The sequence below is a fragment of the Chryseobacterium sp. SC28 genome (assembly GCF_003932955.1).
Classification (GTDB): Bacteria; Bacteroidota; Bacteroidia; order Flavobacteriales; family Weeksellaceae; genus Epilithonimonas.
The window spans coordinates 103,041-123,960 of sequence record NZ_QOVY01000005.1; the positions used below are offsets into that span (position 1 = coordinate 103,041).

The following is a 20,920-nucleotide window of genomic DNA, read 5'->3' on the forward strand; positions in this document are numbered from 1 at the left end:
TTCATATTTCACAAAAGAGAAATATCGTGTTAAATCATCATTAATTTTTCTTATTTTTGTAAAAGTTAGAATTTGATTCTGGTAATGCTAGGCGAATTAGAAAACAACTTTTCTGTTTTGGAGAAAAAGATTCTCAATCTTTATAAGAAGTTTAAGGATCTTTCGGAAAACCATGCAGAAACGTTGGAAGAACTGAAAAAGTTGCGGGAAGAATATGCAGAGGAGAAACGCAAAAACCAGATCTTAGCAGAGGAAAACAAAGAATTAAAACTTTATTCCGCAATATCCGGAAACGCAGAACATAACCGACTGATGAAAAATCACATCAACAGATTGGTCAAAGAAATAGATATGTGCGTTGCCGAATTACAAAACACCGGCTTATAACGATGGATTTCAGAAGAATAACAATAAATATTGCCGGAAGAAACTATCCGCTGAATGTGCCAGCCGCCGAGGAAGAAACCCTCCGCAAAGTCGGCAAGCAGATAGAAAGTATGATCAAGGACTTCGAAGCCAATTTCGATGTGAAGGACAAGCAGGATGCGCTTGCAATGTGCGTTTTGAAACTCGGAGCCAATGCAGAAGTTTATTCTTTAAACAATGAGAAAAATCTTAAAAATACAAACGAGCGCCTGATGAAAATCAATGCACTCCTTGAGCAATTGGAAAAATAAATTTTTCAAATTACAAAGCTGCCTACAATAGTTCTAACACAAAGAAGTAAACTCAACAATTAAAAATTACCGAACGAAAGTTCATTCAATGGCGTGCTGCCTTGCGCAGATTACAGAGAGTGAAAATCAGTTCAAATCGTGTTTTTATGGAGTTTACTCTATAACTGAACTGTTGTAGGCTTTTTTTATGTTCGATATACAAAGTCAATTGTACAAAGTAAAATGTATGAAATAAAATGTATAAAGAATTATAAATCAGAATGATAGATAAAAAAGCAAAGACCTGAGAAGTCTTTGTAATTGTACATTTTACGTTGTACAATCAATTAAAAATAAAACTCAATATATATAAATTATGGATACAATTACCATTATCATCATTGGTGTCGTTGCACTTCTCATCGGAGCGCTGATAGGACTTCTCATAGGGAAAAGTTCTCTTAATTCTAAAGCGCAGTACGTGGTAGAAGATGCTAAAAAGACAGCCGAAAACATCATAGAAAAAGCCAATGTGCAGGCAGAAGCCGTCAAAAAAGAAAAACAGCTTCAGGCCAAAGAAAAATTCTTAGAACTCAAATCCCAGCACGATGCCGACATCCAGGCGCGAGAGCGAAAAATGCAGGAAGCCGAAAAACGTACCAGGGATAAGGAAAACAAACTGAATGATGAACTTAGCAAAGTCGGTAAACTAGAAAAAGACCTCGAAAAACAACTGGCGGACTACAACAAAAAACTGGAAGCGGTACAGAAAAAACAACATGATCTAGATGCTGCAACAGCCCAAAAAGTAGAAATGCTGGAGAAAATAGCCAACTATTCTGCCGAAGAAGCCAAAAACGAACTGATAGAATCCTTGAAGGCTGAAGCTAAAACCAAAGCCTCGGCACACGTCCAAAGCATCATGGAGGAAGCCCAACTTAATGCTAAAAGTGAAGCCAGAAAAATCGTGATCCAAACCATCCAAAGAATTGGAACAGAACAAGCGGTTGAAAACTCGGTTTCTGTATTTAATATAGAATCGGATGAAATCAAAGGCAGAATCATCGGGCGTGAAGGTAGAAATATCCGCGCTTTGGAAGCAGCAACCGGCGTAGAAATCATTGTAGATGATACACCGGAAGCCATTCTTCTCTCGTGCTTCGATCCTGTGCGCCGGGAGATCGCGAGATTGTCTCTTCACCGCTTGGTTACCGACGGCAGAATCCACCCGGCGAGAATCGAGGAAGTGGTCGAGAAAACCAGAAAACAAATCGAAGAAGAGATCATAGAAGTTGGTAAAAGAACCATCATCGATCTTGGCATCCACGGTTTGCATCCGGAACTGGTGAAGGTGATTGGCCGGATGAAGTTCCGTTCGTCTTATGGTCAAAACCTGCTTCAACACTCCAGAGAAGTTGCAAACATCGCTGCAACGATGGCCGCAGAACTGGGACTAAATGTAAAACTGGCAAAAAGAGCCGGATTACTTCACGATATCGGGAAAGTTCCTGAGCAGGAATCCGAATTGCCGCACGCCCTTCTGGGAATGCAGTGGGCCGAGAAATATGGTGAGAACGCAGAAGTTATCAACGCAATCGGTGCTCACCACGATGAAATCGAAATGACCTCTCTGCTATCCCCAATCGTGCAAGTTGCCGATGCCATCTCAGGCGCAAGACCGGGCGCAAGACGTCAGGTTTTGGAATCTTACATCCAAAGGCTGAAAGATCTGGAAGCCGCCGCTCTTAGCTTTGATGGTGTATCAAGTGCTTATGCCATCCAAGCTGGTAGAGAATTGAGAGTAATGGTAGAAAGCGGAAAAGTGAACGATGAAAATGCTCATCAGCTTTCGTATGACATCTCCGAAAAAATCCAGAATGAACTGACTTATCCGGGACAGGTAAGAGTCACGGTAATCCGAGAAACGAGATCTGTGAATATCGCGAGATAATTTTCAGTTGATATAATAATGAAAGGCTTCCACATTTTGGAGGCCTTTTGTTTATTGATGAAAATACTAATTTCGAAGCGCTACTCCACCCCGACGGAATCATCACCTCGTCCGTCTGCAACAGCGTGAATCGTTTTATTTTCGTCCACAAGAATCATTTCTGTCCTTCCGATTTGTGGGATTCTTTGGATTTTGTAATTCATTTGTTCTAGAGCTTTAATGGTAGTTTCCGGAAAGTTTTTTTCGGTTAGTACCACTTCAGGCAACCATTGATGATGGAACTTCGGAGTGTTGACAGAGAAGTTGGCATTCTGTTTAAAATCTATCACATTTACGATTGCCTGAAAAACCGAGGTCGGAATCGTGGTTCCACCCGGCGTTCCTACGATGATTTTCACTTGGTTATCTTTCAAAACCAAAGTTGGCGTCATCGACGAGAGCATTCTTTTTCCGGGTTCAATCTTGTTGGCTTCTCCACCAATGGCGCCAAACATATTAGGGACGCCTGGTTTTATGGAGAAATCGTCCATTTCGTTATTCAGGAAGAATCCCGCTCCAGAAACTACAGTTTTGCTTCCGTAAAGTCCGTTCAAAGTTGTTGTTACAGAAACTGCATTCCCGAATTTGTCGAGGATGGAAACGTGAGTAGTTTCGGTACTTTCTTTTGGATTGGGATTGATGATGTTTCCTACATCCTTGCTGGGCGTTGCCAGTTTTGGATTGTAAGATTTCCAACGGTTTTTCAGATAATCATCGGAGATCAGCATTTCAGTTTTGTCTTCGCTGAAGTCCGGATCGCCCATATATTCTGCCCGGTCGGCATAAGCGCGTCGCTCGGCTTCAACCATAATTTGTACTGCTTCAGCAGAATTTTGCTGGTATTTGGAAAGATCCTGGAATGAAGCCATTTTCAGCATCTCGGCGAGCAAAATTCCACCGCTGGAAGGCAAAGGCATCGAGATAATCTGATGACCTTTGTAATCGAATATCAGGGGTTTTCTTTCCTTTGTTTTATAATTTTTAAGGTCTTGAGCTTGGATAATTCCGTTTCCCAATTTCATTTCGGCAATTATCAATTCGGCCGTTCTTCCTTGATAAAATTCTTTCTCGCCGTTTTTTTGGATTCTTTTTAAAGTCTCTGCCAAGTCTTTCTGAATGAGCAAATCTCCGGCTTTCCAGTCCTGATCTTTTACAAATACGATTTTATTTTTGTTGTTTTTAAGAAAATCTGCTTTCTGAGAATTGAGCAATCCGGCTTCCTGCTCGGTAATGGCAAAACCTTTTTCTGCCAAATCGATAGCCGGTTTTATTAATGTTTCAAAAGGAAGTTTTGCATATTTCAAAGTTTCAAACATTCCGGAGATGCTTCCGGGAACGCCAACCGCGAGTCGTCCGTTCTGAGAAAGATCGGTATTGGCATTTCCTTGCTTGTCCCAATACATATCGAAAGAGGCTTTGGAAGGCGCCGTTTCGCGGTAATCTAATGCGATTTTCTTTCCTTCCGAAGTTGTCGCGACAAGGAAACCACCACCACCGATATTTCCGGCTTGCGGATAAACCACGGCAAGAGCCAGCTGCGTCGCAATCACAGCATCAAAGGCATTACCGCCTTGCTTCAAAATTTTTGCACCAACTTCGCTGGCTAAAGGATGCGCAGAAACCACAATGCCTTTGTTTTTCACTTTAACTTCTTTGATGATGTTGATATCCGTATATTGTGCGGAAACCGTGATAGACATTAGGAAAATTGCGTATAGTATTTTTTTCATATTGATATTTATTTTATGATTAACCACCCCGAATTTCAAAATTTATTTTGAAATCCACCCCTCCAAGGGAGGGGAATTCTAACTGGTAAAAAAATTATTCTATAATAATGTGCAAGCTATCCAACAAGCCGGCGAGATTATCTTTTGCAAATTTGGTTTTTTTGAGTTGATTTTTATTGGGATCGATGGAAAAATTGATGGCATTTTTGAAATCTGCACCGTCCAAAATCGTGCGGTCGAAGATGGCGTCTGTCAAATTTGAATGATCGAAAAACGAGTTGGAAAGGTTGGCTTCGGTAAAATCGACTTCTTTCAAACTGGAATTTTTGAACGTTGTTTTTCTAATATCCAACTGGTAAAATGAACAATGATCCAAAATACAATCTTCAAATTTGAATGATATATTAAATGAATGTGCATCTTCGAAAGCGAGCCCAATCATTTTACAATTCCTAAAAATAACGTCGCGAAAAGCGGTCTGATGGAGCTTCGCATTGCTGAAGTCGCAACCTTTGAAATCACAATCTGAGAATTTGAAATCTGAAAGATTTTGCCCGGAAAAATTTATATCGGTGAAGATGCAATTGTCATAGTCCGCTTTTTCGAGGTTTTCGAAATTGATTTTTGTGAATTTTTGCTCCGAGAAGTACTTCATTAGTCTAAAAAATAAGTTTTGGAAGCTTCGGGGGTGGGTTGCGGAATATGTGCTTGCTCAAAAATTGAGAATTGGATGGTCTCACAAATACTGTTGAGCGCCAGATCATTTTCTTCCTCGCCAAAAGGTTCGCCGATTTCCTGAATGATGGCATCCAGCGCAATAAAAGTGTAGCTGATAAGCAAGACAATCACGGGCATCATCCAACCGACTACATCTACCAGACCAAAGGGTAGCCAAAAACAATACAGATAAACCGTTCTATTGAGCAAAATGCTGTAGGCAAAGGGCAAAGGCGTATTGGCAATTCTCTCGCAACCCCCGATAATTTGGGAAAAGAGATTGAGCTGGTTATCCATAGAAACCAAAACAATGGTATCGATTTTCTGCGCCTGATTCTGCGCATTGATCCATTCTGCCATGATATCTAGCAGAATCACGGGTTTAAAATTTTTGTCTTTTACCCTTAGGAAATTCTCCGCAGAAAGCAATGCTTGAAGTTTGGGATTGGCATCTTTGTTTCGCAGTTGGAAATTAAGCGCCCAACAAAATGCCGCTATTATTCGTACAAATTCTTCTTTTTTGCTTTTAGCATTTGGGGAATCATCATTGATCAAAGCCAGAACTTGTCGGGTCAAAGATCGGCTTTCGACCACGAGGGAACCCCAAAGTTTGCGGCCTTCCCAAAAGCGATCGTAATTGGCAGAGTTGCAAAAGCCCATAAATATGGCCAAAGATAAGCCGAGCAGAGTAAAAATGGCGGGATTGAGATGAACCTTGTAATCGTAAATTGTTCCTTTAAAATAAAGAACTGCCACGGAGAAAGCCGTGATAAGCAGCAATTGCGGCATAATCTTGCGAAGGACAGAGCCCCGCCAGACAAACAACATTTCCAGCCAACTGAGTTTTTCTCTAATGATCATTGTAGAATAAATTACAAAAAAAGTCCTATTTTAGACCTTTCAAAAGCGCAGCTAAATTTACTGAATAGTTTTGGTGCAGCCGAAAATCTCACATGGAAAATTCTAAAAAAGTTTTGATCGTCACTTACTATTGGCCTCCGGCAGGCGGACCGGGCGTACAGCGGTGGTTGAAATTTGCAAAATATCTGCCTGATTTTGGCTGGGAACCCATCATCTACACGCCGGAAAATCCGAGCTATCCCTTGGTTGACGAGACTTTGCAGACGGAAGTTCCTAAGGATCTGAAAGTTATTAAAACCAAAATTTGGGAGCCTTATCGTATTGCCGAGATCTTTAGCAAGAGCAATCAGAAATTCAAGGGTGGGCAATTTGATGTGGGGCGGAATCAGTCTTTTCTTGCTAAACTTTCTATCTTTATCAGAGGCAATTTCTTCATTCCGGATGCCCGGAAATTTTGGGTAAAACCTTCTATCAAATTTCTGAAAAAATATCTGACGGAAAATCATATTGAAACCATCGTCACCACCGGGCCACCGCATAGTCTGCATCTCATCGGACTTGGATTGAAAAAAGAGTTGCCAAATCTGCAATGGATGGCCGACTTTCGGGATCCTTGGACTGAGATTTCGTATTACAAACATTTAAAACTGACTTCGCGTTCCGATAAAAAGCACCGAGAACTGGAAAAATCTGTTTTTGAAACTGCCGATGTGACGCTGGCAACAAGCTACACAGATGCGGAAAATTTCAGGAAGAAAGGCGCAAATGCTTTTTGTATCACTAATGGATTTGATAAAAATTTTGAATTACCAAATCGTACAATTGTAAAAAATGATATTGACAAATCACCGCTTTTGCAAACGAACGATTCTGGAAAATTTACGTTGAGCTACGTGGGCGTTCTGGAACAACTCCGAAATCCCGAAAATCTTTGGACAGCATTGAAAGAACTTTGCGAAAAACATCGCGATTTTGCTAAGGATTTTGAACTGAAATTTGTAGGGCGAGTTGATGATAAAATCTTAAATGAGATTAAGCGTTCTATTCTTAAAGATAATATCCGAAATCTGGGCTATTTGCCACACGAAGAATCTGTGAAGGAAATGGAAAATTCGGCTTTGCTTTTGATCACTAATTTTCCGAATGAAAATTCGAAAGGCATCATTCCGGGAAAACTGTTCGAATATCTGGCAACGGGAAATAAAATCATCTCGTTTGGCCCAAAAAACGCAGATGTTGAAGTAATTCTGAGTAAAACGAAAGCCGGAAAGCATTTTGATTATACTCAGAATTTGGAAATTCAGGATTTTATTTTTTCGGTTTATAAAGATTGGAAAAGCGGCCAATCTATCAGGAATTTGGCAGACATCAATGAATTTAGCCGAAGAGAATTGACAAAAAAATTAGCTTCATTGCTGCAATGATCGGCATTAATTAATCTTACTGATCTAAAAATTTAACAAAATCTAAGGAAATAAGCCGAAAAACTCATTATATCAAATTATTGGCATAGATTTTTCTACTAAATAATCAATATTAACTTAAAAATCATATCATGGGAAATAAAAGAAAAGGCCTATTGGCACTGTTAGGATTAGGAACACTGGCTTGGTGGAGATACAAAAAAGCAACTCCCGAAGAAAAGCAAAAAGTAAAAGATACGATCAACACTGCAAAAGACAATCTGACAAAATTTGGATCTGATCTTAAAGACAAAGCAAGCCAAACAGCGGAACAATTGAAAGAAAAAGCGGCTGAAGCGGCAGATCAATTAAAAAACAAAGCTGAAGAGCTGAAAACGGATGCTCAGCAGGCAGGCGAAGAATTGAAAAACGATTCCCAAAAAGCTGCTGAATAAAATAACAAAAACCCGCCTCGAACATTTTCGAGGCGGGTTTTTTCTGATATCTCTTATTAAAATATTTTTTATTTAGAGAACTAGGAACGTTCTATTTGCTAATAATCATTTTTGAACTGTAGGTAACGCCAATTCCAGAAACCTTTACAACGTACATTCCATTTTGGAGAGTTTGTGTATTGACAGCTTCTTTGGCAGACGGGCTGATTTGTTGGCTAAGAACCAATTTACCTCCTGCATCGTAAACTTCCACGTTGACTTTTCCAATAATGTTATTTTTAAAGTCTATGTAAAATTCGTTTTTCGCCGGATTGGGATAAATACTGAATCCTTTGGCAGCGGTCACTTCGTTTGTGGCCAAAGAACATTCGGCAGGAACCGTAAAGTCCTCTACTTGATCATTGATATTGGTTTTAGAGCCTGCACTGGCGTTCACTCCAACACCTCTTTTCGCAAATGTTTTCCAGATGAGACATTTATTTTCACCACCTGTCGAAGCTTGGTCTGCAGCAATAATAGCATCTCGACCCATAATAAATGTTGGATAACAGCCTTGTAATTTCAATCCGTCGACAACTGCTTGGAACACCCTTGCTGAGCCTGAAGCCGGATCCGACGTCAAGTTGTTATTGAAACCATATTTTTCTACATATTTCCAATGCAAATCCCAAAGAATTGTAGCCCACACAAATCCAATCGAGTGAACATCCGGAACCACCGCGCCCGATGCATTGGTATATTCCATTCCGTTGGTACTGCCGTATGTGAAGTTATTAATGGCCATATCCGGAGAATATTTTGCCGGGCGTATTCCGACGCCTGTTGTTGGCTCGCTGGTAGCATAAGTGCCAATTCCGCGAGGAACATCAGCATTGTCATCGGCTTTCATCGTCAGCATCAGTGCTAAGAAATCCGACCAACCTTCGCCCATCTGCTCTTTATCCGCAGAGGAGCTGAGACATGTCACCGAAGTCCCGGTGAGGCGATTTGATAAGCCATGACCATACTCGTGACTGATGATTCCATTATCGACACTACCGTCTCTTACCGGCAAGTTGAGTGTTACATTGACATTTTGTCCGTCGTTAATCATCGCAGTAATCGCTTCTCCTCGCGATTGTGGAATAAAAACCGATGGGATATTGATGACGGTAACGCCATCTCCGGACATATTGGTAACGGCTTCTCCCGGACTTGAAGAGGCATCGGGCGAGTTGAAGATAATCGCGGCAATGGCCCCTGCATTTTCTATATTTTTCACTTTCAGGATAAAGTTACAAGTTCCTCTCTGTGCAATCCCGATTTTACCGGTAAGCGAACCGGCTGGAAGTTCGGTACAAGCATCAAGAATCGGCGAAATCGCAACATCTTCGGTGACAGCTTTCTTCCATAACGGCGGTCCAAAATAGCCTAACCCAATGGAAGGAATCGTCGTCCCCGCCACGGTAGAAGGTCCATTAAAAGAAAAATAGGGCTGGGCGCCCAACCAGATATACATCTGCATTCTTGGTCTTGCACCATCGGAAGGGGTTGCAAAATTAGCGTTATTATAATATCCCAAAGACAAATCTGAAACGCCGGCTCCGTCTCTGGCTTCTGCTAAAACATAATCATTCTGCGAGCCTCCCCGCCCAAAATTGTAGGCTTGAAAATTTTTGGAAGTTTCTGTGAACCCGAATTTATAGAGAACGTCGTGAACTTTATTATTTACATAAAACAAATTTGTAATCGCAGCATTTTTGTAGCTGTCTAATCCGTTGGATGGGTCAAATGCGAAGTCGAAAATATGAGAAGCGCCGCCATCGGCAGATGGTCCTCCTATGGTGTTGGTGCTATTTTCATCAGTGTAGGCATACGCGTTATTTCCTCTGGTAATAGTATATTCTGTGGTGTTATCGTTCTGCCAACCTAAAGAAGAAGCGGTGATATCCCACGGATTGTTTAGCAATGACCGTTCGCCAAATGTTGGCGCTTCTACGGGTAGCGGAAATACTCTGTAGGAAGCATTGTTTACCAAGAGCGAGGGTGCAGATTTTTTTGTTTCTGTCTGAGGAAATGCTACTTTAGGACTCACATCCTGAGGCATAGGCGCTCTGTCAAAAGTGCCCTCTCCAAACCTACAAGAAAGAGTCAGGTTATCTTGGCTGTAGATTGTTCCGGTGCCGGCATCCGCCACGATATGCCAAAGATTATCGGAATTCTCCTGATAAAACTCCATCTCGTAAGAAAGAACGAGATCTGATCCGTTATCATAATAAACCAATGTTGGGGTTTTGATATCTCCCTTCGCAAGTGAAATTTTGTAGAATTGCTTATTGGCTATCTTCAGATTATCGATAACTTTCAAAAGGATGTTCTCAGGGGTTTGGGCTTGAGAAATGCCTGTTGTTTTGGAAACGCTTGCCGTAAAATCTCCGGCAAAATTCAGTACAGTGTTATCTCTGACCAAAAGCGTGGCCGAATTTCCGAAAATAGGAATGGCATTGAATGTCTGTTGAATTTTAACAACTGTAGCGTTCAAAGATTGGGACTCGTCTTCCGAGGCGATTACAAAATCTTTATTTGTAACATTCTTCCCGAGTACGGAGGTTGTCTGCAGGTAATCTTCAACTACAGTTTTAGAATGCTGCCCGAATGCAGAACTTACTGTAAATAATGAAAATACCGTAATAAGAATGGGTAGTTTTCTTTTCTTCATAATATTTATTATATTTCATTAAACAATTGGTCAAAATTATTAAAAAAAAATAAACTATCTATAGTAATAACAAAAAAAAGCATTCCAATAACGGAATGCTTTCTAAATATTTGGAAAAATAACGAAATTTATTTTGCCTCGTCCATTTTTCTTTTCAATTCTGCTAAGGCATCGATATCACCAAGTGTCGATTTTTCTTCGTTGCTGGAAGATGTTGATGCGTTATTACTATTGCTGTTGCCCGATCTGTTGTTGGAAGCTTCTCTCGCGTTTTTCTTCTCTTCGTCTTTGAAGATTCCTGTGTGAGAGACTACTACTCTTTTGAATTCTTTGTTAAATTCGATTACTTTGAACTGGGCTTCTTCTCCTTTTTTGATTTTGGTTCCATCTTCTTTCTCCAATAATCTTGACGGGCAAAACGCTTCTACCTCTACATCCTCGAACTGGATAGATGCACCTTTGTCGTGTACTTCTACGGCTTTTCCGGTATGGATGGTTCCTTCGGCATATTTGGTTTCGAATTGATCCCAAGGATTTTCCGTCAATTGTTTGTGTCCTAAGGACAGTCTTCTGGCTTGCGTGTCAAGTTCTAAAACGATCACGTCCAGTTTATCTCCCACGGCGCAGAACTCCGATGGATGTTTGATCTTCTTAGTCCAAGAAAGGTCTGAGATATAGATCAATCCATCGATGCCTTCTTCCAATTCTACGAATACGCCGAAGTTGGTAAAGTTTCTCACAGTGCCAACGTGCTTAGAACCTACCGGATATTTGGCTTCGATATTTTCCCAAGGATCTTTGCTCAATTGCTTCATACCAAGGGAGATCTTTCTATCTTCTCTATCCAAGGTCAGTACTTCTGCTTCTACTTCGTCCCCAACTTTTACGAAATCTCCGGCGCTCCTCAAGTGCGTACTCCAAGACATTTCGGAAACGTGGATGAGGCCTTCTACGCCCGGAGCAATCTCTACGAATGCACCGTAGTCTGCAAGAACGACCACTTTTCCTTTGACTCTGTCCCCAACTTTGAGGTCAGCGGAAAGGGCATCCCAAGGATGAGGCTCCAATTGCTTCATACCCAATTGAATTCTGGTTTTCTCGTCATCAAAATCAAGGATTACCACTTTTACGGTTTGTCCGTCTTCCAAAATTTCAGATGGGTGGTTCACTCTGGACCAAGAAAGATCCGTAATGTGGATCAATCCATCGACACCGCCGAGATCTACGAATACACCGTAAGAAGTAATATTTTTGACCGTTCCTTCCAGAACTTGGCCTTTTTCCAATTGACCGATGATTTCTCTTTTCTGTCCTTCAAGATCCGCTTCGATAAGCGCTTTGTGAGATACAACGACGTTTTTGAACTCAGGGTTGATCTTCACCACTTTGAACTCCATCGTTTTACCTACGAACTGGTCGTAATCTTTAATCGGCTTCACGTCGATCTGAGAACCCGGCAAGAATGCCTCGATTCCGTAAACATCTACAATCATCCCACCTTTAGTTCTTGATTTCACAAAACCGTTGACGATCTCTCCCGTTTCGTGGAGCTCGTTTACTTTATCCCAAGCTTTCAGCGTTCTCGCTTTTCTGTGAGATAGCTGCAGTTGCCCTGTTTTGTCTTCTCTTCTGTCCACCATTACTTCTACTTCATCACCTACTTTCAGGCCTTGATTGTAACGGAATTCGTTGAGAGAGATTACACCTTCGGATTTGAAGTTGATATCCACTATGGCTTCTTTGTCCGTCAATCTTACCACTTTGCCGATGATGACATCGTTGTCTGCCAGATCGTTGAGAGAACCGTTGTAGATTTCTTCTAATTCTTTCTTCTCGCTTCGGTCTTCTGCATTGAGGCCCGACTCGAAAGAATCCCAATCAAATTGTTCCGGTGCTACGTTTTGGTTCAATAGAACCTCTGCTGAATTTGTCTCTTTTGACATTTTCTAAAAAATTTGTATTCCTAATTATTCAGACTTTGGCTTTGCTGTGAATCCTGAAAAATATGGAAGGTGTTAATTGTTAATGTTTTACTTCGCCAAAAGTGCGTTCACAAAAGTGGTGCAAAATTAAGGAAAATATTTAGAATGGCAAAATTTCGCATCTGTAGGATTTTCGCGCAGTCCTTAATACAAATACATTTATCAAGATTTGGGAGTGCCATTTTATTTAAAAAATGACATTCCTGCATAACAATAAAGAATCCGTCCTATAATTTTATAAGACGGATTCTTTTTAGCTAGTTGCGAGGACACGACTCGAACGTGCGACCTCCGGGTTATGAGCCCGACGAGCTACCTACTGCTCTACCTCGCGATATTGTAGTGCAAATATACGGCTTTTTTGCTTCCAATCAAGTAAATTGCTATTTATTTTAAAAATTTAATTTTTAACTTCTTTTAACTATAAAAATAGTTGTACAAATAAAATTAAATTCTAAATTTGTACTACTAATTTTTTAGTGATATAAGATTGAATATTTAAAATCAAGAGATTATGAATAAATTAACCAAAGCAGAAGAGCAAGTGATGCAATATCTTTGGCAAATCAAAAAGGGATTTCTGAAAGATATTTTGGAGCTGTTCCCCGAGCCAAAACCGCATACCAACACAATTTCTACTATCCTAAAAATTTTAATGGAAAAAGGCTTTGTGAGCTACAAAACCTTTGGCAGGCAGCACGAATATTTCCCCCTGATTAGTAAAGAAAATTACAGCGGAAAATCCATCAAAAGCTTGGTGAAAAACTATTTTGGAGGTTCGTACACCAATGCTGTTTCGTTTCTGGTAGAGAAAAATGAACTCAGCGTGCAAGATCTGGAACTTTTGTTGGATGAACTTAAAAACAAGGACTGATGGAAGCTTTAATGTTTTATTTGGGCAAGATGATTCTCTGTTCCGGGGTTATGTTTACCTATTATTTGCTATTCTTAAAGGACAAAACTTTTCATCATTACAATCGTTTTTACCTTTTGCTGACGGTTATTATCAGTTTGGTTTTACCACTGATAAAGGTTTCCTATTTCACGATAGAAACCAATCAGAACGTATATCTGTTGCTCAGCCAACTCCATCAAAATCCATCAAAAAACACAAGCCATGATCTCACTATTTATCAAATTTTTTATGCAATTATTGGACTGGTTTCAATCCTTCTTCTGATCAGATTAATCTTAGGACTTACCAAAATTGAATCGATTAAAAAACAGTTTCCGAACGAGACGATCCACGGAATCAAATTTTATCAAACCAATTTGAACGAGGCGCCTTTTTCTTTCTTTAAAAACCTATTCTGGAAAGAATCAATTCAGCTGGATTCGGCTCTGGGACAGCAGATTTTGAAACACGAAATGGTGCATATCCGGCAAAAACACAGCTGGGATAAGCTGATCATACAATTGGCAAAATCTCTGTTTTGGTTCAATCCCATATTTTATTTTATCAGCAAAGAAATCAATCTTATTCACGAATACTTGGCGGATCACAAAGCAGTGAAGAAATCCGATACGAAGGCATTTGCGCAGATGCTTCTGGAAAGTCATTTCTCCGGATCGGCCATTCCTGTCACGAGTCCTTTCTTATCATCTAACCTCAAAAAAAGACTTACAATGCTTACAAAAAATCAAACCAAATACAGCTACGCTCGCAAACTTTTTGCCCTTCCGATTTTATTCTTCATGGTGTTCGCCTATATGGTCAATGCAAAAAATAAAGAAATAAAAGAAACCAACAACGTGATAGAAATGGCGGTAAATGAACTGAAAAATGACACGATAAAACCGAAGTCGCAAATCGACAGTATTGCAGAAGTTCATACCCGACAACTGAAACTCCACAGCGATGCCTTGCGAGAAGATCAAATGAAGATTTCTGCGATCAGCAAAGAAATTAATGAAAAAAGCCAAAAACTGAATGCACTTGCGAAGGCAAATAAAACCGAAACACCTGAATTTGAAGTTTTGCAAAAGGATATTGAAAATCTGGGAAATGAAATCGAAAACATTGTGAATTCGAATCATTTTCGAGAAAATCAAAAGGCATTGGAAACACAATCCGGAGCGATTGCGAAATTTTATGACTCTCCAGAATTTAAAAAACGAATAGCCGATGCAGAAAAACAGGCGGCGAAAGCGGAGAAGAAAGTAAATTCTCCAGGGTTTAAAAAGAGAATTGAAGATGCTGAAAAACGCGGAAAAGAAGTAGAGAAAATGGTAAATTCTCCGGAGTTTAAAAAACGAATAACAGATGCAGAAAAAAATGCAAACGCAGCCGTTGCAATGATTTACAGTTCACCGGAATTTCAGAAAAGACTACAGTTTTCGCAAAAAGTGGCAAAAGAAGCCGCCGCAAACAGTGGAAAAATCTTCGATGAAGCCGCTTTGCAGAAGATCCTGAAAGATAGTTTTGCAGATGCCAATATGAAATTTGATATGGGCGATTTTCCCGATTTCAATGACTTTTTTAGGGATTTTAATTTCAATTTCAACGACGATTTAAGCCCAAACTTGTCACCAAAAGAACTGAAAAAACTGGAGAAAAAGAGAAAAGAATTGCAAAAAGAGCAACTGGAATTGCTGGAAGAGCAGAAAAAACTTCAAAAGAAACAGCAAGAACTGAATAAGGAAATGCGCCACGCCACGCGTATGAAAATCAGTATGATTCCCACAATAGATAATAGTAATTTATTGGTAATCAGCGATGTAAAAAATCCTTCATCGTACGATGCCACCGTGATTTATATTAATGGTAAAAAAGTAAGCCCATCTGAAATGAATAAAATAAATCCCGATCTCATTTCTTCTATGGATGTTATAAAAAAGGAAGGTGCAAGTTCTATCCGAATAATTACCAAATAAATTTTGTTCCAACATTTTAGCCGGTTCGCCGGCTTTTTTAAACTCAAAAAATGAAAAAAATATTTTTACTTTTTGTCCTTTCCGGAAGTTTTGCAATTGGTCAAAACAAGCGATTCATCTACGAATACAAACTCGTTCCAGATTCGACGGATCTTGCCGATGTCAAAACAGAGATGATGTTTCTTGATACCTCAAAAGACGGGTCCAAATATTACAGTTACACGGTTTTCCATTCCGATTCTTTGATGAAAGTTGATCTTGAAAAACAATTAGCCGCAACAGGAGCTATCAATGTGCGGTCTGATATGCGAAAAGGAAATGTGCGATATTCGGTGACCAAAACGTATCCGGATTACAAAATTTATCTTCATAGGAGGCTGGGAATAGATGCATACAAAATATCGGAAGACAGGAAAATCAACTGGAAAATCTCATCCGAAAAGGAAAAAATAGGCGAGTGGAACGCCCAAAAAGCGGAAACAGATTTCGCCGGCCGACATTGGATCGCATGGTTTTCTCCCGATATTCCAATTCAGGATGGTCCGTACAAATTCTGTGGTTTACCAGGATTGATCGTGAAAATTGAAGATCAAACAGGTTCGCACAAGATGGAACTGAAAGGAATCAAGAATATCACTGGAGATTTGGACATCAATGTTTTTGAGGCAAAAGAGCTTGCCATCAATTCCAAACAATTCCGAAAAGCGTTCAAAGAATATGAAAACGATCCGACACAAGGAATCAAACAAATGCAACTGGGTGGCACCATTGTAGTGATGACCGGAAAAGATGGAGACACCGCCCAATGGGTCAAAGAGCAAGAAGCCCGTCTGAAAGCTGAAATCAAAAAAGATAATAATAGGATCGAACTTGATATTAGTAAATAATCAAAGAATAAAGCTCACCACAGCGCAGGTTCACGGGATTTTTTATAATTTGAGAAGCGGCTCTGCGGAAAGGTTAAGGATAACCTGTATTTAACACCACGTCGATTTTCAAGCCTCTCCGGAATCGCCTATCTTTGCAAAATGGACTTACAGCCGATTCTTCAAAAGCTGCATATTGAGGAACTAAATCAAATGCAGAAATCTACATACAGCGCTTCTGAAAACGATACCGACATCGTTCTATTGTCGCCAACCGGGTCCGGAAAAACCTTGGCGTTCTTGTTTCCTGTTCTTAGAAATTTAAAATCCGACGTCAAAGGCATTCAGGCTTTAATTTTAGTTCCTGCAAGAGAATTGGCTTTGCAAATCGAGCAGGTTTTCAAATCGATGGGAACGGATTTCAAAGTTTCCGTCGCTTACGGCGGTCACGATAAAAAAGTTGAGGTGAATAATTTGATAGAATCCCCGGCAGTTCTGATCGGGACGCCCGGCAGAATTGCCTATCATCTGAAAAACGAAAATTTCGTTCCCGAAACTATTAAGACTTTGATTCTGGACGAGTTTGACAAAGCTTTGGAATTGGGTTTCCAGGAAGATATGGAATACATCATCGGTTCGCTAACCGGGCTTTCGCAACGCATCTTGACTTCTGCAACTGCGATGGACAACATCCCGAGATTTGTTCAGCTTAATAACGAAAAAACAATCAATTTCCTCAAAGAAAATGAAGCAAAACCCGATATCCAACTCCGAAAAGTGATGACCACATCGGCGGAAAAACTGAACACCTTATTTCAGTTGATTTGCAAAATCGGGAACAAAAGAACTTTGATATTCTGCAATCACCGCGATGCAGTTGACAGAATCTCAGAACTTCTGAGAGAAAAAGGCATCCAGCGAGAAACCTTCCACGGCGGAATGGAACAGGACGAGCGGGAACGTGCTTTGCTGAAATTCAGAAATGATTCTGCCCGAATTTTGATCACAACAGATTTGGCTTCGAGAGGTTTGGATATTCCAGAAGTTGAATCCATTGTTCACTACCAATTGCCGCCGAAAGAAGACGCTTTCATCCACAGAAACGGCCGCACGGCGAGGATGAACGCCAAAGGTTTTGCTTATGTAATAATGACGGCAGACGAGAATTTTCCCTTCATCAAAAGCAACACGCCGGAAGAAAACGTCTCGGAAAGCAACCAAGTTCCTGAGAGAACACCGAACCAAACGATTTACATCAGTGCCGGGAAAAAAGACAAGGTCAACAAAGTGGATATCGTGGGCTATCTAATCAAAAAAGGACAACTTGAAAAAGACGACATCGGCCTGATAGAAGTCAAAGACACGACTTCTTACGTAGCCGTCAACCGAAAAAAAACCATCGAACTGCTGAAAAAACTCGCTAATGAAAAACTAAAAGGCAAGAAAGTGAAAATCGAGATTGCTTATTAATCAATATAATATTTAAATTTGTATTCTTCTAAAAGTTTTTTTGACTTAAATGAAACTCAATCTCCCCGACAAACTCTACTATTCCATCGGCGAAGTGGCGAAAGCCTTTGACGTCAACACATCGCTAATCCGCTACTGGGAGCAGGAATTTCCTATCATCAAACCCAAAAAAAACAAAAAAGGAAACCGATATTTTACACCGGCAGACATCGAGAATCTGAAAATGATTTATCATCTCGTCAAAGAAAAAGGTTACACGCTCGACGGCGCCCGCATTGCGCTGACGACCAACTCCAAAATCTCGGAAACCATTACCATCATCGACCGGCTGGAATTCATCAAAGCTGAACTTCTGAAGCTTAAAAACTCGTTGAACGACTAAAATTTAATTTTTTTTTCTTAATAATTTTAGATTCGATTGATTTTTTTTAACTTTGGTTAAAACACGATCATGAATCCCAAATTACCTTTCCAAATCCGGAAAAGGCAACTTTTCTTTCTCACTATTTTTGGAATACTGATAATAGTTTGGCAGATTGCGTTTTTGGTTTACAAAAAGAACCAGCATCCGGTAACGCCCGTCATTACTTTTGTTTCTGAATCGGAACCAGAAATTATTTTGGCAGATTTCAATCCCAATGATATCGATGAAAAGCAATGGAAAAATCTGGGTTTCTCGGAAAAGCAAGTCAAAACCATCCTGAAATATAAAGAAATCGTGGGTGGAAAGTTCCTGTCCAAGGAACAATTCAAAAAATGCTATGCAGTTTCTGACGAGAAATATCAGCAACTCCAAAACTTCATCCTTCTTCCGGAAACAAATTCTGAAGCGAAAAAAGACAATTTTCGGTACAAAACATTTGAAAAGAAAAGGCTAAATATTAAAGGAAAATTCAATCCCGATCTGTATTCTCAAGAAGATTGGGAAAATCTCGGCTATTCCGAAAAACAGGCGGCGGCAATTCTCAAATACAAAAATTATCTGGGAGGCAGTTTCATCAGCAAAGAAAAATTGAAGGAATGCTTTATCATCAGCGACGAGCAGTTTTTGCAAATGTCGCCCTTCCTTATTTTGCAAGCCAAAACACCGGAAAACCTGGCCAAAACATTTGAAAAACGAAAAGAAAAGGAAGCGGTAAAAATCAACCAGTTTTTTGATCCCAACCAGCTGGATCTAGCGCAATGGCAGGCGTTGGGATTTTCGGAAAAGCAGGCCAACGTGATCGTCAATTACCGCGACAAAATTCTAAGAGGCGCTTTCAAATCCTTGGAAGATATCCAGAAATGTTTTGTGATTTCTTCGGAAAAATTTGAAGAAATGAAACCTTGGATCCGACTATCTATTCTGGAAAAATCGAAGACCGAAGAAAACTTAGAAAAAACGGATTTTTCAAAAGTGAATCTTAATGAAATCAGTTTTAAACAACTGCGGGAGTTTGGTTTTACCGAAAAAGACGCCGCCGGAATCTTGGCTTTTAGGAAAAAATTGGGCGGTTTTATCAACAAAAATCAACTGCTCGAAACCTATGAAATCGACCGCGCGCTGGGCGAAAGACTGATTTACGTAGCAAAGCTCGACAACTCAAATGTTCCAAAATACACCCTCGCAACTGCGCCCGAAGATTGGTTAAAAAAGCATCCTTATTTCCGATATTCTGCAGATCGAATCATTTTTTACCGAATTACAAATCCGGAAGACAAAAAGATCTGGAAATACCTAAAACTCAAACCTGAGTACGAAGAAAAAATGAGACTTTACCTTGTCGGTGAAAAATAAAATTACTCAAAAGTTTTGGCAGAATCTCCAAGAAGTTGATTGAGTTCCGCAAGTTCAGCCTCTGTAAGATCGCGCCACTTCCCGACCGGCAAATCGAGTTTGATGTTCATAATGCGGATTCTTTTTAGCTTTTTCACTTCATAATCCAGATGTTCGCACATTCTTCGGATTTGGCGGTTGAGACCTTGAGTGAGAACGATACGGAAATTCATTGTATCGATTTTTTCGACCTCACATTTTCTGGTAATGGTGTCGAGAATTGGGACGCCGTTTCTCATTTTTTCCAGAAATTTTTCGGTGATTGGTTTGTTGACGCGCACGATATATTCTTTCTCGTGGTTGTTTCTGGCTCTCAGTATTTTGTTGACGATGTCGCCGTCCGAAGTTAAAAGAATGAGACCTTCACTGGGTTTGTCCAATCTTCCAATCGGGAAAATCCGTTTGGGATGATTGATGTACTCGATAATATTGTCATTTTCACGTTTTGTATCTGTTGTACAAACGATTCCGACCGGTTTATTGAAAGCGATATAGACGAATTCTTCTTCAACTTTTTTTATGGATTTGCCATCGACCAGAATTTCATCTTCCTCAGAAACTTTAGTTCCCAATTCGGGAATTTTTCCATTAATGGTAATCCTTCCGTCTTGTAGCAGCAGATCCGCCGCTCTTCTGGAACAGAAACCGACTTCGGAGAGATATTTATTGATTCTGATTTTTTCCATTTTCCAAACGTTTCGATGCAAACGTAAACTCATTTTGGAGATATTCCGGCTTCGCATTTTCAACAGAAAATTCACCGATTTTTGTCCTTCTCAATTGCGTGAGATAGGCTCCCACGCCAAGTTCCCGACCTATTTCGTGCGCCAGACTTCGTATGTAAGTTCCTTTGCTGCAACCAACCGTGAAGGAGACGAAAGGCAAGTTAATTTCTATATGATTAAGGTAATGAATCGTGGTTTTTCGGGATTTCATTTCTACTTCTGCGCCGGCTCTTGCAAGGTGATAAGCGCGTTTACCCTCAATTTTTATTGCTGAAAAAACGGGCGGTTTCTGATCTATTTCGCCAACGAATTTTGCTAAGGTTTCGTGAATCTGTTCTTCCGTAATGTGAGAAAAATCGGTTTGCAGGATTTCGGGTTTTTCGGTGTCGTAAGATTCGGTTTGGCCACCGATTTTGATTTCGGTCCAATATTCTTTTGCTGCATCCTGAATTTCAGGGATTTTCTTCGTAAATTTTCCTGTGCAAACGATCAATAAGCCTGTTGCTTTTGGATCCAAAGTTCCGGCGTGACCGATTTTGAATTTCTTGGGCAATTCCTTAAACTCAGTTTTGAGTTTATATTTTAACTTATTTACCGCCTGAAAAGAGGTCCAATCCAAAGGTTTGTCCAATAGAAATATTTGTCCGGATTGTAGATCTTCTGCAGTCATATTTTAA

18 protein-coding genes and 1 tRNA gene are annotated in these 20,920 nt (G+C 40.1%); 11 read left to right on the top strand and 8 right to left on the bottom strand.

What is annotated here, in order from left to right; translation table 11 throughout:
- Nucleotides 1-84: 84 nt before the first annotated feature.
- From DTW91_RS04850 to rny, 3 genes are all read left to right on the top strand, one after another.
- A complete protein-coding gene (locus tag DTW91_RS04850) occupies nucleotides 85-387 on the top strand; it encodes a hypothetical protein (RefSeq protein ID WP_125202266.1) in 303 nt (100 codons plus the stop codon).
- Between the two features lie 2 nt (nucleotides 388-389).
- Nucleotides 390-677 carry a cell division protein ZapA gene (locus tag DTW91_RS04855; protein WP_125202267.1) on the top strand — a complete coding sequence of 96 codons (288 nt, stop codon included), beginning with the start codon at nucleotides 390-392 and terminating at the stop codon, nucleotides 675-677.
- A gap of 355 nt (nucleotides 678-1,032) precedes the next feature.
- The gene (rny, locus tag DTW91_RS04860; protein WP_125202268.1) at nucleotides 1,033-2,607 is read left to right on the top strand and encodes a ribonuclease Y; all 1,575 of its coding nucleotides are present in this window, start codon (nucleotides 1,033-1,035) and stop codon (nucleotides 2,605-2,607) included.
- Between the two features lie 80 nt (nucleotides 2,608-2,687).
- Here the strand turns inward: rny and ggt are convergent, their stop codons facing one another.
- From ggt to DTW91_RS04875, 3 genes are all read right to left on the bottom strand, one after another.
- Nucleotides 2,688-4,376, bottom strand: a complete 1,689-nt coding sequence (gene ggt / locus DTW91_RS04865) for a gamma-glutamyltransferase (protein WP_125202269.1) — start codon at nucleotides 4,374-4,376, stop codon at nucleotides 2,688-2,690.
- 94 nt (nucleotides 4,377-4,470) lie between these two features.
- A complete protein-coding gene (locus tag DTW91_RS04870) occupies nucleotides 4,471-5,031 on the bottom strand; it encodes a pentapeptide repeat-containing protein (RefSeq protein WP_125202270.1) in 561 nt (186 codons plus the stop codon).
- Nucleotides 5,031-5,954 (bottom strand): bestrophin family protein, encoded by a 924-nt coding sequence (locus DTW91_RS04875; protein WP_125202271.1) that lies wholly within the window; start codon nucleotides 5,952-5,954, stop codon nucleotides 5,031-5,033. The genes DTW91_RS04870 and DTW91_RS04875 overlap by 1 nt, the downstream gene beginning before the upstream one ends.
- Before the next feature lie 92 nt (nucleotides 5,955-6,046).
- On the opposite strand from DTW91_RS04875, the gene DTW91_RS04880 reads away from it, so the two are divergent.
- Complete coding sequence (locus DTW91_RS04880; RefSeq protein ID WP_125202272.1) at nucleotides 6,047-7,378, top strand: glycosyl transferase family 1; 1,332 nt, start codon at nucleotides 6,047-6,049, stop codon at nucleotides 7,376-7,378.
- Between the two features lie 131 nt (nucleotides 7,379-7,509).
- On the top strand, nucleotides 7,510-7,812 hold the full coding sequence (locus DTW91_RS04885) for a YtxH domain-containing protein (protein ID WP_125202273.1): 303 nt from the start codon (nucleotides 7,510-7,512) through the stop codon (nucleotides 7,810-7,812).
- A gap of 91 nt (nucleotides 7,813-7,903) precedes the next feature.
- Here DTW91_RS04885 and DTW91_RS04890 read toward each other — a convergent pair whose 3' ends face one another.
- The 3 genes from DTW91_RS04890 to DTW91_RS04900 form a co-directional block, all read right to left on the bottom strand.
- On the bottom strand, nucleotides 7,904-10,510 hold the full coding sequence (locus DTW91_RS04890) for a T9SS-dependent M36 family metallopeptidase (protein ID WP_125202274.1): 2,607 nt from the start codon (nucleotides 10,508-10,510) through the stop codon (nucleotides 7,904-7,906).
- Between the two features lie 128 nt (nucleotides 10,511-10,638).
- Nucleotides 10,639-12,453 (bottom strand): 30S ribosomal protein S1, encoded by a 1,815-nt coding sequence (gene rpsA, locus DTW91_RS04895; RefSeq protein ID WP_125202275.1) that lies wholly within the window; start codon nucleotides 12,451-12,453, stop codon nucleotides 10,639-10,641.
- Between the two features lie 300 nt (nucleotides 12,454-12,753).
- Nucleotides 12,754-12,826 (bottom strand) — tRNA-Met (locus tag DTW91_RS04900).
- Nucleotides 12,827-13,006: 180 nt separating this feature from the next.
- Here DTW91_RS04900 and DTW91_RS04905 point away from each other — a divergent pair.
- The 6 genes from DTW91_RS04905 (at nucleotide 13,007) to DTW91_RS04930 (ending at nucleotide 19,479) form a co-directional block, all read left to right on the top strand.
- Nucleotides 13,007-13,366: a BlaI/MecI/CopY family transcriptional regulator gene (locus DTW91_RS04905; RefSeq protein ID WP_125202276.1), complete on the top strand. Its 360-nt coding sequence runs from the start codon at nucleotides 13,007-13,009 to the stop codon at nucleotides 13,364-13,366.
- The gene (locus DTW91_RS04910; RefSeq protein ID WP_125202277.1) at nucleotides 13,366-15,366 is read left to right on the top strand and encodes a M56 family metallopeptidase; all 2,001 of its coding nucleotides are present in this window, start codon (nucleotides 13,366-13,368) and stop codon (nucleotides 15,364-15,366) included. The genes DTW91_RS04905 and DTW91_RS04910 overlap by 1 nt, the downstream gene beginning before the upstream one ends.
- Nucleotides 15,367-15,416: 50 nt before the next feature.
- Nucleotides 15,417-16,253: a GLPGLI family protein gene (locus DTW91_RS04915; RefSeq protein WP_125202278.1), complete on the top strand. Its 837-nt coding sequence runs from the start codon at nucleotides 15,417-15,419 to the stop codon at nucleotides 16,251-16,253.
- Between the two features lie 141 nt (nucleotides 16,254-16,394).
- Entirely contained in the window at nucleotides 16,395-17,702 is a 1,308-nt protein-coding gene (locus tag DTW91_RS04920) for a DEAD/DEAH box helicase (RefSeq protein WP_125202279.1), read from the top strand.
- Nucleotides 17,703-17,751: 49 nt separating this feature from the next.
- On the top strand, nucleotides 17,752-18,084 hold the full coding sequence (locus DTW91_RS04925) for a MerR family transcriptional regulator (protein WP_125202280.1): 333 nt from the start codon (nucleotides 17,752-17,754) through the stop codon (nucleotides 18,082-18,084).
- Between the two features lie 69 nt (nucleotides 18,085-18,153).
- A complete protein-coding gene (locus DTW91_RS04930; RefSeq protein ID WP_125202281.1) occupies nucleotides 18,154-19,479 on the top strand; it encodes a helix-hairpin-helix domain-containing protein in 1,326 nt (441 codons plus the stop codon).
- Nucleotides 19,480-19,481: 2 nt separating this feature from the next.
- On the opposite strand, the gene rluF is transcribed toward DTW91_RS04930, so the two are convergent.
- Nucleotides 19,482-20,204, bottom strand: a complete 723-nt coding sequence (gene rluF, locus DTW91_RS04935) for a 23S rRNA pseudouridine(2604) synthase RluF (RefSeq protein WP_125202282.1) — start codon at nucleotides 20,202-20,204, stop codon at nucleotides 19,482-19,484.
- The gene (gene truB / locus DTW91_RS04940; protein ID WP_125202283.1) at nucleotides 20,182-20,913 is read right to left on the bottom strand and encodes a tRNA pseudouridine(55) synthase TruB; all 732 of its coding nucleotides are present in this window, start codon (nucleotides 20,911-20,913) and stop codon (nucleotides 20,182-20,184) included. Before truB ends, rluF begins: the two co-directional genes overlap by 23 nt.
- Nucleotides 20,914-20,920 lie beyond the last annotated feature (7 nt).

What these genes read in the sequence shown, in the direction of transcription:
- DTW91_RS04850 (WP_125202266.1), top strand. Translation starts at nt 85, where the DNA reads ATGCTAGGCGAATTAGAAAACAACTTTTCTGTTTTGGAGAAAAAGATT.
- DTW91_RS04855 (WP_125202267.1), top strand. Translation starts at nt 390, where the DNA reads ATGGATTTCAGAAGAATAACAATAAATATTGCCGGAAGAAACTATCCG.
- rny (WP_125202268.1), top strand. Translation starts at nt 1,033, where the DNA reads ATGGATACAATTACCATTATCATCATTGGTGTCGTTGCACTTCTCATC.
- ggt (WP_125202269.1), bottom strand. Translation starts at nt 4,376, where the DNA reads ATGAAAAAAATACTATACGCAATTTTCCTAATGTCTATCACGGTTTCC.
- DTW91_RS04870 (WP_125202270.1), bottom strand. Translation starts at nt 5,031, where the DNA reads ATGAAGTACTTCTCGGAGCAAAAATTCACAAAAATCAATTTCGAAAAC.
- DTW91_RS04875 (WP_125202271.1), bottom strand. Translation starts at nt 5,954, where the DNA reads ATGATCATTAGAGAAAAACTCAGTTGGCTGGAAATGTTGTTTGTCTGG.
- DTW91_RS04880 (WP_125202272.1), top strand. Translation starts at nt 6,047, where the DNA reads ATGGAAAATTCTAAAAAAGTTTTGATCGTCACTTACTATTGGCCTCCG.
- DTW91_RS04885 (WP_125202273.1), top strand. Translation starts at nt 7,510, where the DNA reads ATGGGAAATAAAAGAAAAGGCCTATTGGCACTGTTAGGATTAGGAACA.
- DTW91_RS04890 (WP_125202274.1), bottom strand. Translation starts at nt 10,510, where the DNA reads ATGAAGAAAAGAAAACTACCCATTCTTATTACGGTATTTTCATTATTT.
- rpsA (WP_125202275.1), bottom strand. Translation starts at nt 12,453, where the DNA reads ATGTCAAAAGAGACAAATTCAGCAGAGGTTCTATTGAACCAAAACGTA.
- DTW91_RS04905 (WP_125202276.1), top strand. Translation starts at nt 13,007, where the DNA reads ATGAATAAATTAACCAAAGCAGAAGAGCAAGTGATGCAATATCTTTGG.
- DTW91_RS04910 (WP_125202277.1), top strand. Translation starts at nt 13,366, where the DNA reads ATGGAAGCTTTAATGTTTTATTTGGGCAAGATGATTCTCTGTTCCGGG.
- DTW91_RS04915 (WP_125202278.1), top strand. Translation starts at nt 15,417, where the DNA reads ATGAAAAAAATATTTTTACTTTTTGTCCTTTCCGGAAGTTTTGCAATT.
- DTW91_RS04920 (WP_125202279.1), top strand. Translation starts at nt 16,395, where the DNA reads ATGGACTTACAGCCGATTCTTCAAAAGCTGCATATTGAGGAACTAAAT.
- DTW91_RS04925 (WP_125202280.1), top strand. Translation starts at nt 17,752, where the DNA reads ATGAAACTCAATCTCCCCGACAAACTCTACTATTCCATCGGCGAAGTG.
- DTW91_RS04930 (WP_125202281.1), top strand. Translation starts at nt 18,154, where the DNA reads ATGAATCCCAAATTACCTTTCCAAATCCGGAAAAGGCAACTTTTCTTT.
- rluF (WP_125202282.1), bottom strand. Translation starts at nt 20,204, where the DNA reads ATGGAAAAAATCAGAATCAATAAATATCTCTCCGAAGTCGGTTTCTGT.
- truB (WP_125202283.1), bottom strand. Translation starts at nt 20,913, where the DNA reads ATGACTGCAGAAGATCTACAATCCGGACAAATATTTCTATTGGACAAA.